The sequence below is a fragment of the Streptomyces sp. NPDC005898 genome (genome assembly GCF_040629635.1).
Classification (GTDB): Bacteria; Actinomycetota; Actinomycetes; order Streptomycetales; family Streptomycetaceae; genus Streptomyces.
Map to the genome: position 1 here is coordinate 530,701 of NZ_JBEXWC010000001.1, position 12,718 is coordinate 543,418.

The 12,718-nt window shown below is 73.8% G+C and carries 13 protein-coding genes; 3 read left to right on the plus strand and 10 right to left on the minus strand.

The window, feature by feature from the left end:
• Positions 1 to 5: 5 nt before the first annotated feature.
• The 3 genes from ABZ385_RS02150 to ABZ385_RS02160 all read right to left on the minus strand — a co-directional run bounded on the left by ABZ385_RS02150 (position 6) and on the right by ABZ385_RS02160 (position 1,645).
• Positions 6 to 746 (minus strand): GvpL/GvpF family gas vesicle protein, encoded by a 741-nt coding sequence (locus ABZ385_RS02150; protein WP_358586233.1) that lies wholly within the window; start codon positions 744 to 746, stop codon positions 6 to 8.
• Positions 743 to 1,174 (minus strand): gas vesicle structural protein GvpA, encoded by a 432-nt coding sequence (locus ABZ385_RS02155; protein WP_358586231.1) that lies wholly within the window; start codon positions 1,172 to 1,174, stop codon positions 743 to 745. The genes ABZ385_RS02150 and ABZ385_RS02155 overlap by 4 nt, the downstream gene beginning before the upstream one ends.
• An 84-nt stretch (positions 1,175 to 1,258) precedes the next feature.
• The gene (locus ABZ385_RS02160; RefSeq protein WP_358700296.1) at positions 1,259 to 1,645 is read right to left on the minus strand and encodes a gas vesicle protein; all 387 of its coding nucleotides are present in this window, start codon (positions 1,643 to 1,645) and stop codon (positions 1,259 to 1,261) included.
• A gap of 298 nt (positions 1,646 to 1,943) precedes the next feature.
• Between ABZ385_RS02160 and ABZ385_RS02165 the strand changes: the two genes are divergently transcribed.
• Positions 1,944 to 2,405: a hypothetical protein gene (locus ABZ385_RS02165; protein WP_358909173.1), complete on the plus strand. Its 462-nt coding sequence runs from the start codon at positions 1,944 to 1,946 to the stop codon at positions 2,403 to 2,405.
• Between the two features lie 59 nt (positions 2,406 to 2,464).
• Here the strand turns inward: ABZ385_RS02165 and ABZ385_RS02170 are convergent, their stop codons facing one another.
• Complete coding sequence (locus ABZ385_RS02170; RefSeq protein ID WP_358909175.1) at positions 2,465 to 4,357, minus strand: transketolase; 1,893 nt, start codon at positions 4,355 to 4,357, stop codon at positions 2,465 to 2,467.
• Between the two features lie 607 nt (positions 4,358 to 4,964).
• Between ABZ385_RS02170 and ABZ385_RS02175 the strand changes: the two genes are divergently transcribed.
• Positions 4,965 to 5,321 carry a VOC family protein gene (locus tag ABZ385_RS02175; protein ID WP_358701244.1) on the plus strand — a complete coding sequence of 119 codons (357 nt, stop codon included), beginning with the start codon at positions 4,965 to 4,967 and terminating at the stop codon, positions 5,319 to 5,321.
• Between the two features lie 38 nt (positions 5,322 to 5,359).
• On the opposite strand, the gene ABZ385_RS02180 is transcribed toward ABZ385_RS02175, so the two are convergent.
• On the minus strand, positions 5,360 to 7,354 hold the full coding sequence (locus ABZ385_RS02180) for a DUF5107 domain-containing protein (protein WP_358909177.1): 1,995 nt from the start codon (positions 7,352 to 7,354) through the stop codon (positions 5,360 to 5,362).
• 40 nt (positions 7,355 to 7,394) lie between these two features.
• The gene (locus tag ABZ385_RS02185) at positions 7,395 to 8,312 is read right to left on the minus strand and encodes an arginase family protein (RefSeq protein WP_358586219.1); all 918 of its coding nucleotides are present in this window, start codon (positions 8,310 to 8,312) and stop codon (positions 7,395 to 7,397) included.
• Positions 8,313 to 8,403: 91 nt separating this feature from the next.
• Between ABZ385_RS02185 and ABZ385_RS02190 the strand changes: the two genes are divergently transcribed.
• The gene (locus ABZ385_RS02190; RefSeq protein ID WP_358586218.1) at positions 8,404 to 8,745 is read left to right on the plus strand and encodes a DUF6204 family protein; all 342 of its coding nucleotides are present in this window, start codon (positions 8,404 to 8,406) and stop codon (positions 8,743 to 8,745) included.
• Here ABZ385_RS02190 and ABZ385_RS02195 read toward each other — a convergent pair.
• The 4 genes from ABZ385_RS02195 to ABZ385_RS02210 form a co-directional block, all read right to left on the minus strand.
• Complete coding sequence (locus ABZ385_RS02195; protein WP_358909179.1) at positions 8,720 to 9,298, minus strand: GNAT family N-acetyltransferase; 579 nt, start codon at positions 9,296 to 9,298, stop codon at positions 8,720 to 8,722. The two genes, ABZ385_RS02190 and ABZ385_RS02195, sit on opposite strands and share 26 nt — an antisense overlap.
• A 29-nt stretch (positions 9,299 to 9,327) precedes the next feature.
• Entirely contained in the window at positions 9,328 to 9,573 is a 246-nt protein-coding gene (locus ABZ385_RS02200) for a LapA family protein (RefSeq protein WP_358586214.1), read from the minus strand.
• Between the two features lie 195 nt (positions 9,574 to 9,768).
• Entirely contained in the window at positions 9,769 to 10,698 is a 930-nt protein-coding gene (locus ABZ385_RS02205; RefSeq protein WP_358586212.1) for an LD-carboxypeptidase, read from the minus strand.
• The gene (locus ABZ385_RS02210; protein WP_358909313.1) at positions 10,695 to 12,680 is read right to left on the minus strand and encodes an LpqB family beta-propeller domain-containing protein; all 1,986 of its coding nucleotides are present in this window, start codon (positions 12,678 to 12,680) and stop codon (positions 10,695 to 10,697) included. Before ABZ385_RS02210 ends, ABZ385_RS02205 begins: the two co-directional genes overlap by 4 nt.
• Positions 12,681 to 12,718: the final 38 nt, after the last annotated feature.

Sequence of the window (12,718 nt, forward strand, 5' to 3'; positions counted from 1 at the left end):
GTCCGTCACTCCGCGGGCTGAGCGGATCCCGGGTCGACGAAGCTGTACGGGGGCAGCGGGCCGTGCACCTTCAGCTCCAGGTGCGGCTGGGCCGTGCGCAGCTCCTCCACCGCGGTGAGCAGGCCCTCGGCCGACTTGCGGCTCACCAGGAAGGAGATGTTGGCGAGCCAGCCGGTGCCCTCGGGGCCCTCGGCGACCGCTTCGGCCGCCGGTTCCAGGGCGCGCCGCACCTCGACGCCGTCGCTCGCCTCCCGGGCGCGCACGGCGGACGTGACCGCCTCACCGAGCTTCAGCTTCTGCTCGTGGCTGCCGCCGCCCTGGCGCTGGCTGGCCTCCACCATGGCGCGCAGCTCCGGGTTCTCCGCGAGGACCTGGTGCAGCACGGCCTGTTCGTTGTGCGAGGCCTTCACGTTGTACTCGACCTTGCCGTCGAGGGTGCGCAGCCGCTCCGCGTAGTGGTCGGCGCGCTCGCCGAGCACGGACACGACGGTGTCGTCGTCCGGGGCGAGGCTGCCGAAGCGCATCGGGAGCACGGAGCCCGCGGCGCCGGCCTCCGACAGCACGTTCTGGTGCGCGAGCAGGTCGCGCCGCTTGGGCTTCAGATCTTCGGGGGCGTCGCTCACGATGGCGGCGAGTTCACCCTGCTTCAGGATGCGCACGGGGCACGCCGGCTTCCCGATGCCCTCCATGCCGTCGGGCAGGGCGGGGTGGGAGCTGTGGGTGATGCCGTAGACGTAGGTGGTCACTCCTTCTCCTCCTTTCGGCGGGAGGTGGTGGAGCGCCGGGCGCGGGGACGTTCCTCGCTCTGGCGCTGGCCTTCCTCACGGGACTGCTTGAAGGCGTCCGATATCGTCTCGGCGGCTCCGGAGAGCGCGCCCTTGGACTTGCCCTTGGCGCCGGACTCGGTGATCTCGCCGACCAGGTCGGGCAGGCCCGGGTCCTTCTTCGGCCCGGATTCCAGGTCGAGGCGGTTGCACGCCTCGGCGAACCGCAGATAGGTGTCGACGCTCGCGACGACGACACGGACATCGACCTTCAGGATCTCGATGCCGACCAGAGAGACGCGGACGAAGGCGTCGATGACGAGTCCTCGGTCGAGGATGAGTTCCACGACGTCGTACAGGCCGCTGGAGCCGCCCCCGCCGCCGGACTGTTGTGCCGGGACCACGGTCATACCGACTGAGCCTCCTTGGTTGGTGTACTGGTGTGCTGTGTGCGCTCGGTGTGCTGGTGTGCCTTGCTGTCGGTGGTGCCTGTGTTACCTGCTGTGCGGGTCCGAGCGTCCGCGCTCGTAGCGGCGGACCCGGCGGTAGCCGGTCAGCTCCCCCTGCGGGTCGAGCCGCACCTCGTAGCTCGCGAGCAGGCTCATCGTGTCGGGAACACGGGCCAGTTCGAGCACCTCGATCTCCAACAGCCAGCCCTCTTCGGTGCGTTCGAAGGACGACACCGATTCGGCCGTCATGCCGGTGAGTTCGGCGAGCTGGGTCTGAGCGGCCCGTAGTGCCGCCATGGGGCCCGGCAGTTCGTCCCGCGTGCTCTGCTCGGCCTCCGCGTCCTTCTCGTCCTTCGTGTTCTCCTCGTCCGTCTCGTCCTGTGCGGAGTCGGTTGTCTTGGAGTTTGTTGTCTTTCGTGACGTATTGGCCATGTTCACCTCCCGATACGTGTGTCCCGGCGTCCCTTGGCCAAACCTCACCGGTCCGCATCCCCCGGCGGGGGGTGGTGTCCACCCTGGTCGGGAGGGTGGCTGGCCCCACCTGGATCCGGGGGGCGGCGGGCGTGCCCTTCGGCGTCCCGACCGGGAGGATCGATGTCACCGATCAGCGATCTCCCCGTCAGTGAGGCATGCCATGACGCACAGCCCGGGCGCGCACCGAGCGCTTCCTCCCCCGAACCGTCCCCGCCCCCGGCCGCGCTCCCCGGAGCCGCGGCCGCTGCTGCCGCGCGTGCTTTCCGGGACGGACGAGCCGCCGGCCCCCGCCACCGTGCGCGCTTCCTTCGCGCTCTGGCTGACGGCGGTCGCCGCGGGCGTCTTCGAGACGGTGCTCGCGGTGATCCGCGCCGCGGCCGAGGGGGACGCCTCCGCCAGTGTGCTCACCGGCGGTCCGGCGCTGCGCGTGGCCGGGTACGCGGCCGTCGTCCTGGTGGCGGTACGGATGCGCCGGGGAGGCGGCTGGGCGCGGGCGGCCCTGGTGGGGGCGGCCGCCGTTCTCGGCACGCTCGCCCTGATATCCGAGCCGGGTGCGTGGCCGACCGACGGGCAGGGCATCGGAGAGGCCCTGCGGAACGTGGACGTCGTGGACGTGCTCTTGGGCGGCAGCCGCGTACTGCAGCTCGCGGCCGTGGTCATGGCGGTGGCCCTGATGTTCCGCCGCTCCGCGAACGCGTGGTTCAGGGCGGGGCGGTGAAGCGGCGGCCCGCGGGTCACCGCACCACCGTCACCGGGGCACTGCCACCCCGCCCGGCGTCACCGCACCACCGCCTCCTCCACCAGCATCCGTGCCGCCGCAGCGATCGACTGGGCGTCGATGCCCGCCGCGCGCAACTGCTCCTCGGGCGAGGCCGAGCCGGGCATCGTGCGGACCGCGAGGCGGACCAGGCGCGGCACCGGGCCGCCGTCGGTGAACGCGTCGAGGACCGCGTCGCCGAGGCCGCCCTCCGCGCGGTGGTCCTCGACGGTGACCAGGCAGCCGGTCTGCTGGGCCGCCTCGCGCAGGGTGCGCCGGTCGACGGGCTTGACGGAGTACAGGTCGATGACGCGCACCGGGATGCCCGCGCCCTCCAGCAACTCGGCGGCGGACAGCGCCTCGTGGACGGTCACCCCGGCGGCGACGAGGGTCAGCCGGTCGGCGTCGGAGGAGCGCAGGACCTTGGAGCCGCCGATGGGGAACTCCTCGCCGGGGCCGTAGATGACGGGCGTGTCCCCGCGTGACGTACGCAGGTAGCGCACCCCCTCCAGGTCGGCCATTTGGGCGATGAGCCGGCCGGTCTGGTGGGCGTCGCACGGGTAGAGGACCGTGGAGCCGTGCACCGCGCGGAACAGCGCCAGGTCCTCCAGGCCCATCTGGGAGGGGCCGTCCTCGCCGATCGCGACGCCCGCGTGCGAACCGACGAGGTTGATGCCGGCGCCGCTGATGGCCGCCATCCGTACGAAGTCGTAGGCGCGGGTGAGGAACGCCGCGAACGTCGAGGCGTACGGCACCCAGCCGCGTGCGGCCATGCCGACGGCGGTGGCGACGAGTTCCTGTTCGGCGATGTAGCACTCGAAGTAGCGCTCGGGGTGCTCCTTGGCGAAGTACTCCGTCCTGGTGGAGTCGCCGACCTCGCCGTCGACGGCGACCACGTCGCCGCGCGCGCCGCCGAGCGCGGCGAGTGCCTGGCCGTAGGCGTCACGGGTGGCGACGGTGTCGCCCACCTCGTGGCGGGGCAGGTCCAGGTGGCCGGTGCGCTCCGGGTGCGGGGCGCGTGCCGCGGCCGGCTTGCGGACCTCCACGTGCGTGTCGCGTACGCCGCCCAGCTCCTCGATCGCCTCGTCGGCGTCCGGCAGCGGCTTGCCGTGCAGGCCCTCGCGGTCCTCGATGGAGGAGACGCCCTTGCCCTTGAGGGTGCGGGCGAGGATGACGGTGGGCTGCCCGGCGGTGGAGGCCGCCTCCTGGAAGGCGCGGTCGACGGCGTCGATGTCGTGCCCGTCGGTCTCGACCACGTGCCAGTCGAAGGCCCGGAAGCGGTCGGCGTACGCCTTCAGGTCCCACCCGTGGCGGGTCGAACCGCGCTGGCCGAGGCGGTTGACGTCGACGATCGCCGTGAGGTTGTCGAGGTGCTCGAACCCGGCGTGCTCGGCCGCCTCCCAGATGGAGCCCTCGGCCAGCTCGCTGTCGCCGCAGAGCACCCAGACGCGGTAGGGGATGCGTTCGAGCCGCTTGCCCGACAGGGCCATGCCGACGCCGACGGGCAGGCCCTGCCCCAGGGAGCCGGTGGCGACCTCCACCCACGGCAGGGCGCGGGGCGTCGGATGCCCCTGGAGGCGGCTGCCCTCCTTGCGGAAGGTCAGCAGCTCCTCGTCGGTGAGCGCGCCCGCCGCCTTGTACGCGGCGTAGAGCAGGGGGGAGGCGTGGCCCTTGGAGAGGATGAAGCGGTCGTTGCCGGGGTGGTCGGGGCGGTCGAAGTCGTAGCGCAGATGGCCGCTCAGGAGGACCGCCATCAGGTCGGCGGCGGACATCGAGGAGGTGGGGTGCCCGGAGCCGGCGGCCGCCGCGGCACGGATGGAGTCGACGCGCAGCTGTTGGGCGAGGGCGGCGACGTCCCCGCTGGCGGTTGCGTTGCCGGTCGGTGCGTTGCCGGTCGGTTCGCTGCTGGTCATGGGGTCTCCTTGTGGTGCGGGGCCTCCAGGTCGCGGAGGTCCTTGCGGGAGCGAGCGGTACGGCCTGGCCCGGCAGTGCGGCGCCCAGGAGCCAGTCTGCTGCGGCGTGCGCGCGATCGCCCGGCATGGCCGCCCGGTGGGGTCGGACCGGCGCCGAGGTCAGCCGGCCGGGGGCCGGTCATGGGCGTCGGGTACCCGTGGGCCACGGAGCGTAACGGCGGGCCTGCGCGCACCGGCGCGCGCGACAACCGTTATCCATGTGACGCACGACACACCGTGATGGGATCATGTCCTGGGTAGGGGCCGTGTGATCGCCTGGGTCCACAGCCCGGGAAGCACCACCCGAACCACGGAGGTACCCATGTCCTCGAAGCGACGTCGCAAGAAGAAGGCCCGCCGCAAGAACGGCGCGAACCACGGCCGCCGTCCCCAGTCCTGACGACGGGTGACGGTGGGAGGGCGGCACCGGGCGGTGCCGCCCTCCACTGTGTCCGCCCCCCCCGGCCGTCGCGGGGGCGCACTCGCCGGAGACGGTGGCGAGGGGGCGGGCAAGCATGAAATCGTTGCGGGGCCGTTGGCCGGTCACAGAGGTGGGGGCGTTGCGATCATGGAGATCCTGGGAACCACGCTGCGCGTCTGCGTCGAGGACCTGGAGTCCTCCGTCGCGTTCTACGAACGGCTGACGGGCGCCACGGCGATGCGCTTCGAGCGCGGCGGCGTGTCCGTGGCGGCCGTCGGCTGCTTCCTGCTGATGAGCGGCCCGGAGGAGGAGCTGGAGATCCTGCGCAAGGTCTCGGCGACCATCGCGGTGCGGGACGTGGACGAGGCGTACGCCGTCCTCGGCGCGTCCGGTGCCCGCGTCATCGCGGGGCCCGTCCCCACGCCCGTGGGCCGCAACCTCATCGCGATGCACCCGGACGGCGCCGTCTTCGAGTACGTGGACCGCCGCGCCGCCATGCCCTGACCCGCGACGGCGCTCCCCCGCTCCCCTGCTTCACCGCTTCACCCCGAAGAGGCCGTCGGCTCCTTCGGCGGCCGCGTCCGGAAGTCGTAGCGCGCCGGAACCGGCTCACCGCCCGTGGCCGCCGTCCACAACTCGCCGAGGATCTCGGCACCCTCCCGCAGGTCCGCCGGTTCCAGGCCCGCGTCGAAGAGGGCCCGCACCCCCGCCCTATCGCCCTCCGCACCGAGGAGTCGGGCCTCCAGGAGGCGGAAGCGGCCTTCGGCGCGGGTGGCTTCGTGGAGGCGGTCCCACACCGTGCGGGCCGCTGCCGGGCGGCCCGCGGCGAGCAGGACGGACATCGCCTCCCGGCCGAGCGCCGCCGTCGCCGCCGTCCAGGTGGCGCCGTCGTCGCGCCGCTCCCGGCACAGGTCGTCGAAGGCCTCCTCGTACCGGTCCGCGGCCCGCTCCAGGTTTCCTTCGGTGCGGTCCGCCACGGCGAGGCAGCGCAGCAACGGCCAACGCGACGAGGCCCGTTCGAGGCCGCGCTCCCAGCTGCGGACGGCCTGTGCCCGGTCGTCGGCGTGCCACTGGGCCACTCCCAGGTGGTACTCGGCGTGCGGGTGGGCGGGCGCGGTCTCCAGCATGTCCCGCCAGTGCCGCGCGACGAGGGTCGGGCCGGGTGGCGCGGCCTCGCGCGGCTCGGGCACGGCGCCGCTGCGCAGCAGCTCCAGCCACGGTGCCTGCCGGGGGCCGAGCGTCGACTCCTCGAAGGGCGTGCCCGGCAGCTTGTACCCGGCGCGCAGCACTTCCAGCGCGCCCCAGCCGGAGCCCACCGCGAGCACCTCCCCGGGCTCGGCGTCGGCGCGGGTCAGCCAGGCCTCGTGGGCGGCGTCGACGGCCTCCCTCGGCAGGGCGGCGGCGAGCCGCGCCTCGGCCTCGTCCCGCGCGCCCGCCCAGTCGCCGTGCACGAGGTCGGCCGGCGCGGACAGGGGTCCGTACGCCTCCAGCCAGCTCAGCTCGGACTCGGCCGCCAGCCGTACGTGCTCCAGCTGCGTACGGGCCAGGCCCGCCTGGATCTCCGCGTAGCCGCCGGTGCCGGGCTCGGTGAGCCATTCCTGCCAGCGCCGGCCGCCGGCGCCGGTGCCCCAGACGAAGAGCTTGCGGCCGCGCAGGAGGTCGGTGGAGGTCTGCACGAGCCCGTGCCCGTCCTCGTCGAGTGCGGCGATCCACCGCCGGGCCCCGTCCGGTACGTCGTAGAAGTAGTCGGCGGAGTAGTCGCTGCGCAACGGGTAGGTGCGGTCGGCGCCGTCGCTCTTCGGCACCGGCACCCGCCGCAGCTCGCCCGGGCAGGACGAGCGCCACGCCGCGTCGGCGGGGACGAGCACCCGGTGGTCCTCGGGCACCGCGATGTTCGACCACCAGTAGACGGGCGCGGGCCTGTCGTGGGGATTGCGCACCCGCACCCCGACGTGCAGGAAGTCGGAGTCCTCGGGCAGCCACAGGTCCACCTGGAAGGGCAGGTCCCGCAGCCGTTCCCACTCCCACAGGCGCAGCATCTCGCCGCCGTCGGGCGCGGTCACGCGGGCGGCGTGCACGGGCGCGCAGGACAGGGTGCCGTGTCCGGTGGCGCCGATGTTCCACTCGATGCCGCCGGAGGTCCACGCGCCGTTGAGCGCGAAGCCGGCGGGCTGCACGACGGGGTTGCGGTAGAGGAGTTCGCGGCCGGTGGGCTTGTGGAAGAGGGAGTGGACCCGGCCGCCGTACCCGGGCAGGACGGTGGCGCGCAGCCGGTCGTTCTCGATGACGAGCGTGTCGAGCCGCGTGTCGGTCCGCTCGCGCCCGTACCCGTCGAGGACCCGCACGGGCAGGATGTCCCGCAGCGGCTCGTGGCCGATCTGCCGCGCCATGTCGCGGGGCAGCCCCTCTTTGGCGCGCTCCTCCAAGGTGCGTGCCTCGCGCAGGAGGCACAGCGGGGGCAGGGGGTTCTCGGGACCGGTCGGGGCGACCGGCAGGGCCAGGGCGGCACGGCGCACGGTGGTCTTCACGCTCGCCATGGAACACGGTCGGGGCGGCGCCGACCAGGGGTTCTTCGGGTCAGGTTTGCGCGAAGGGCGGTGCGGGGCTCTCGAGCGCCGCCACGAGCAGGTCGGCGAGCAGATCGCCGGCCGTGCCCTCGGGGTCGAGGTCGGGGTCGTAGATGGTGAGGTTGAGGCCCACGCAGCGCGAGGACTCCAGCAGGGGGCGCAGCAGCGCGAGGAGTTCCTCGGGGTGCAGGCCGCCGGGGTCCGGGCTGTCGACGGCGGGCATCACGGTCGGGTCGAGGACGTCGGCGTCCAAGTGCACCCAGTAGCCGTCGAGTTCAGGGGCCTCCAGGGTGCGTACGGCGGCGCGGGCGAGGTCCTCGGCGCCCCGCTCCCTGATCTCCCCGACGGTGGCGTGGGAGATACCCAGGGCGGTGAACTCGGCGCGGTCCTCGTCCTCGTCGCGCATCCCGAAGACGCGTACGTCCTCGTCGCGCACATAGGGCCCGAGCCCCTCGATGTCGGTGAGGTCGCGCTGGCCGCGTCCGGTGGCCAGGGCCAGCTCCTCGCCGCCCGCGGCGCCGATCCGGTCGGAGTTGCCGGGGTGGCGGAAGTCGGCGGAGCCGTCGACGGACACGATCCCGTACCGTCCGAGGCGGCGCAGGGCGAGCGCGGCCCCGAGTTGGATCGAGCAGTCCCCGCCGAGGACGACGAGGAAGTCACCGGCGCGCACGTGCTGTTCGACGCGGTCGGCGAGTTTCGCGGTGTACGCGGCGATGGCCTCCGCGTTGAAGACGCCGTCGCCCTCCCGCCAGTCCCCGAGGTCGTAGCGCGGTGGTACGACGACGCCGCCCTCGACGGCGCCGAGGCGGCGCAGGACGCCGCGCTCCCGCATGGCTCCGGCGAGCTTGTGGCAGCCGGGGACCGTGCCCGGGGCGGGCGGGCGGAGGCCCAGGTTGGAGGGGGCGTCGACGAGCACGATATTGCGCATGCGGGCCATCCTCGGCGACGTACCCTGCGTTGTTCAACGGGTTTGGCCGGCCGTCGGCCAGGCACACGGCACGAGGAGGGGCGCGAACGACATGGGCACGCAGCACACCTACCGGGTCATCGTCCGGGGCACGTGGGACCGGCTGACGGAGGCGTCGCGCGACACGCTCCTGGCCGAGGTGGCGGAACACGGCCTGGCGCAGATGAAGTTCACGCCCGAGGGCACCCTCACCTACGACCGCGCGCTGAAGCACTTCTCCCTGCGCTACGAGGTGCTCTGTGACGCCGAGGACGGCGAGGAGATGGCGGGGGCGCTCGCCGAGGAGCAGGCGGAGAACCTGCTCGGAGAGCTGGGGCACGGATACAAGGCGCTGCGTTCGACGGTGACGGACATGGACACGATGAAGATCAACCGGAAGCCGTCGCGCCGCTGATCCCGTCGGCCGGCCGGGGCATGTCGTCCGTGATGGCCCAGCGTTCGTGGTCGCGCCAGGCCCCGTCGACGTGCAGGAAGTCCGGTGAGAAGCCCTCCAGGCGGAAGCCGGCGCGGCGGACGAGCGCGATCGAGGGAGCGTTGCCCGGCTGGATGTTGGCCTCCAGGCGGTGCAGGCCCAACTCCCCGAAGGCGTAGGCCATGACGAGGGCGAGCCCCTCGCTCATCAGGCCCCGCCCGTGGGCGTGCGCGAAGGCGCCGTAGCCGAGGGCGGCGCTGCGGAAGGCGCCCCGGACGATGTTGTTGACGTTGATGAACCCGGCGATGGCCCCGCTGTCGCGCTCGCACACGAGGAAGCCGGCCCGGTCCGGGCTCTCGTGGAGCGCCGCCGTATACGCGCGGTAGGCGTCGTCCGTGGCGGGCGGGAACAGCCAGGGCCGGTGCAGGTCCCGGCTCTCGCGGGTGCGGGCGGTGAATTCGGCGCGATCCGCGTCGGCGAAGGGGCGGATGCCGACGCGGGGGCCTTGGGCGAGCCAGGTGGGTGTACGGGGCATCGGGCCACGCTACCCGCAGTGCGGCTTTCTCACCTGCGTCTCCCGCTGAGGTAGGCCCCGCACAGCGCACCGATCAGCCCCGTGCCGAGCAGGGCCATCCACAGGGGCATGGTCACTTCGGGGATCAGCAGTCGGATCTTGGTGCTGCGGGTGTTCTCGAAGACGAAGACCAGGGCGAGGACGGCGACCGCGGCGACGGCGATCCTGGCCGGCGTCATCGGCCCGCCGCCCGAGCCGCCGCCCCGGGAGCCGCCCGTGGAGGTCTTGGGGCTCATGATGTGCACCCTTCCGTCAGAGGTACGTCCACCCTCCCCCGGTACCAGCATGGGCGGCCACCCGCAGTTCGCGCGCGGTGGGCGGGCCCCCGGGGTGGGGCGGTGGGCCGTGCGGGTGACGGGGGGGACGGGGGTCCGGGCGGGCGGCGCCTGACGGTTACTGGCCAGTAGGGGCAGGAGTGTCCACCGGGCGCCTCAAGCCAGCGCCGGCGTGTCCAAGGTCAACGTCCGCGCGTCCGCGTCCAGTTCGCCGGCCACGCCGAACGGTACGGTCAGCGCCCCCTCGCAGTGGCCGAACCCGAACTCCTCGACCACCGGCACACCAAGACCGCCGAGCCGGTCGGCGAAGAGCCGGTGCAGCTCGTCGCGGGGCCCGCACTCCTGCCAGGAGCCGAGCGCGATCCCGGTGACGCCCGCCAGCCGGCCCGCCCGCAGGAGCTGGGTGAGGATCCGGTCCAGACGGTACGTCTCCTCGCCGACGTCCTCCAGGAACAGCAGGCCACCGCGTGCCGCCGCCCGCGCGCCGGGGGTGCCGAGCTCCGCGGCGAGCAAAGAGACGCAGCCGCCGAATGTGACGCCTCGGGCCCGGCCGCCGACGAGGGCTGTCGCGCCCGCCTTGGCGGTGATCACCCGGGCCGCCTCCGGGGTGAACAGGGTCGTGCGCAGATGTTCCTGGGCGTCCGCGCTCTTGAGGAAGTCGGCGGCGGCGGTCATCGGGCCGTACAGCGTGGCGATGCCGAGCCTCGTGGCGAACGCCTCGTGCAGCGCGGTGGCGTCGCTGTAGCCGAGGAACACCTTGGGCCCGGCCGCCCGCAGCGCGGCCCAGTCCACGAGGTCCACCATGCGCTGGGCACCGTATCCGCCGCGCGCGCAGAACACGGCGGCCACACCCGGGTCGCACCACGCCCGCTCCAGGTCCCGGGCGCGGTCGGCGTCGGCTCCCGCGAGATAGCCGAACTCCCGGTGCCGGTCCAGGACATGGGGCAGGACGAAGGGGTCCAGGTCCCAGCCGCGCAGGATGTCCAGGCCCGCCTCGATCCGGTGTTCCGGGACAGGTCCGCTCGGCGCGACGACGGCCACGCGCGCGCCGGGCACCAGGCGCGCGGGCCGTATGAGCGCCCTCACTTGCCGAGCTCCAGGGTCGGCACCGGATCGGCGAGGTCGAGTCCGAACACCTGGGCGTACAGGGAGAGTTCCGCCTCCAGGGCGCGGACCATCGTGTCGGCGCGGCGGAATCCGTGCCCCTCGCCCTCGAAGGCGAGGTAGGCGTGGGGGATGCCGCGCCCCGCCATCTTCGCGAGGAAGCGTTCGGACTGCGCGGGCGGGCAGATCACGTCGTCCCGCCCCTGGAGGAGCAGGAAGGGCGCGGTGACGCGGTCGGTGTGCTCCAGCGGGGAACGCTCCGTGTACCGCGCGGGCTCCTCGTCCAGCGGTCCGACGAGGGACTCCAGGTAGCGCGATTCGAGGTCGTGGGTCTCCCCCGAGGCGAACGCCATGAGGTCGAGCACCGGGTAGCTGATCGTCCCGCAGGCGTAGACGTCGGTGGCGACCAGGGAGACGGCCGCGGTCCAGCCGCCCGCGCTGCCGCCGCGGACGGCGAGCCGGGAGCGGTCGGCGGTGCCCTCGTCGGCCAGGGCGAGCGCGACGGCCGCGCAGTCCTCGACGTCGACGATGCCCCACTGCCCGCGCAGCCGCTCGCGGTAGGCGCGCCCGTACCCGGTGGAGCCGCCGTAGTCGACCTCGGCGACGCCGATGCCGCGCGAGGTGAAGTAGGCGATGGCCAGGTCGAGGACGAGCGGCGAGCGGTCGGTGGGGCCGCCGTGCGCCCACACCACGTAGGGCGGCAGCTCGTCGTCGGGGGCGACGTGGCCGGGGTGGTGCGGCGGGTAGACGTGCGCGTGGACGGGCCGGCCGGCCGGGCCGGTGAAGGTGCGGATCCGGGGTTCGGGGTAGTACGCGGGGTCCACCGGGTCGCCGTGGGCGGCGCCGACGACCCGGGCGTGGCCGGTGCGGGTGTCCAGCTCCACGACCTCGTACGCGCTGCGCGGGCTGGCGGCGACGCCGAGCACGCGGGTGCCGTGCGCGGCGACGGTCGAGGCCCACTCCGTCCAGGGTCCGGCCGCGTCGACGATCTCGCCGGTCTCGGGGTCGAGTATGCCGAGGGCGGTGGCGCCCTTGCCGTGGACGACGGCGATCAGTCCGCTGTCCAGGGGCGTGAACCAGTTCAGGCCGGTCTGCCACAGGGGGCCCGCGAACTCCTCCTCGCGCGGGCACAGGGCCTGGACCTCGCTTCCGGTGTCCGGGGCGGCCCGGTACAGGTTCCACCAGCCGGTGCGGTCACTGGAGAACAACAGCCGCCCGTCCGGGGCCCAGGCGACCTGGGCGACGGACTCCTCGGGGCCGCCGGCGAGGACCCGGGGTGCCTCGAACGTGCCGTCGTCCCGCACCCGGGCGAGCACCAGGTCGGTGCCGTCCCACGGCATGCGGGGGTGGTCCCAGGCGATCCAGGCGGCCCGGGTGCCGTCGGGCGACAGGCGCGGTCCGGTGACGAAGCGGTGGGCTCCGTCGGACAGTTCGCGCACCGCGCCGCGGTCCTCGGCCGCCGATCCGTCGAGCGGCACCGCGACGACGACCCGGCGCACGTCGGTGGCCGCCTCGCCGGTGAACTCCTCCAGGACGCACCACACTTCGCCCCGGTCCGGGCGCAGCACGGGGTCGGCCCAGCGCAGCCCGCCGCCCACGGCGGACAGCGGGGTAAGCGCCCGGGGCGCGGTGTGCGGGGCGTCGGGTTCGTAGGCGTACAGGCGCTGGTCGGCGAAGTTCGCGAAGACGAGCAGCGGCCCCTCGGGGCGGTCGGCGCCGGCCCAGGGGCGGCCGCCGTACTCGACGACGCGGCTGCGCACGTTCCACGGCGGGGGCAGCACCGAGACCTCCGTGCCGTCGGGGAGCCGGCGCATCAGCGCGCGGCGGCCGCCCTCGGTGGGCCTGGGCTCGGTCCACCACGCCTCGGCGCCGACGAAGCCGACGTACCCCGGGGCGCCGTCGTGGGCGGCGGCCAGCTCGGCGTCGATCGGCGACGGCCATGACCCGTAGGCCCGGTTCTGCATCATGTCTTGTACTTCCCCCATGGTGTTCCGGTGGTGTT

Bases quoted from the DNA above. Each gene is read 5' to 3' on its own strand.
- ABZ385_RS02160 (WP_358700296.1), bottom strand. From the start codon at position 1,645: ATGGCCAATACGTCACGAAAGACAACAAACTCCAAGACAACCGACTCC.
- ABZ385_RS02155 (WP_358586231.1), bottom strand. From the start codon at position 1,174: ATGACCGTGGTCCCGGCACAACAGTCCGGCGGCGGGGGCGGCTCCAGC.
- ABZ385_RS02170 (WP_358909175.1), bottom strand. From the start codon at position 4,357: ATGACCAGCAGCGAACCGACCGGCAACGCACCGACCGGCAACGCAACC.
- ABZ385_RS02175 (WP_358701244.1), top strand. From the start codon at position 4,965: ATGGAGATCCTGGGAACCACGCTGCGCGTCTGCGTCGAGGACCTGGAG.
- ABZ385_RS02180 (WP_358909177.1), bottom strand. From the start codon at position 7,354: ATGGCGAGCGTGAAGACCACCGTGCGCCGTGCCGCCCTGGCCCTGCCG.
- ABZ385_RS02195 (WP_358909179.1), bottom strand. From the start codon at position 9,298: ATGCCCCGTACACCCACCTGGCTCGCCCAAGGCCCCCGCGTCGGCATC.
- ABZ385_RS02190 (WP_358586218.1), top strand. From the start codon at position 8,404: ATGGGCACGCAGCACACCTACCGGGTCATCGTCCGGGGCACGTGGGAC.
- ABZ385_RS02185 (WP_358586219.1), bottom strand. From the start codon at position 8,312: ATGCGCAATATCGTGCTCGTCGACGCCCCCTCCAACCTGGGCCTCCGC.
- ABZ385_RS02200 (WP_358586214.1), bottom strand. From the start codon at position 9,573: ATGAGCCCCAAGACCTCCACGGGCGGCTCCCGGGGCGGCGGCTCGGGC.
- ABZ385_RS02210 (WP_358909313.1), bottom strand. From the start codon at position 12,680: ATGCAGAACCGGGCCTACGGGTCATGGCCGTCGCCGATCGACGCCGAG.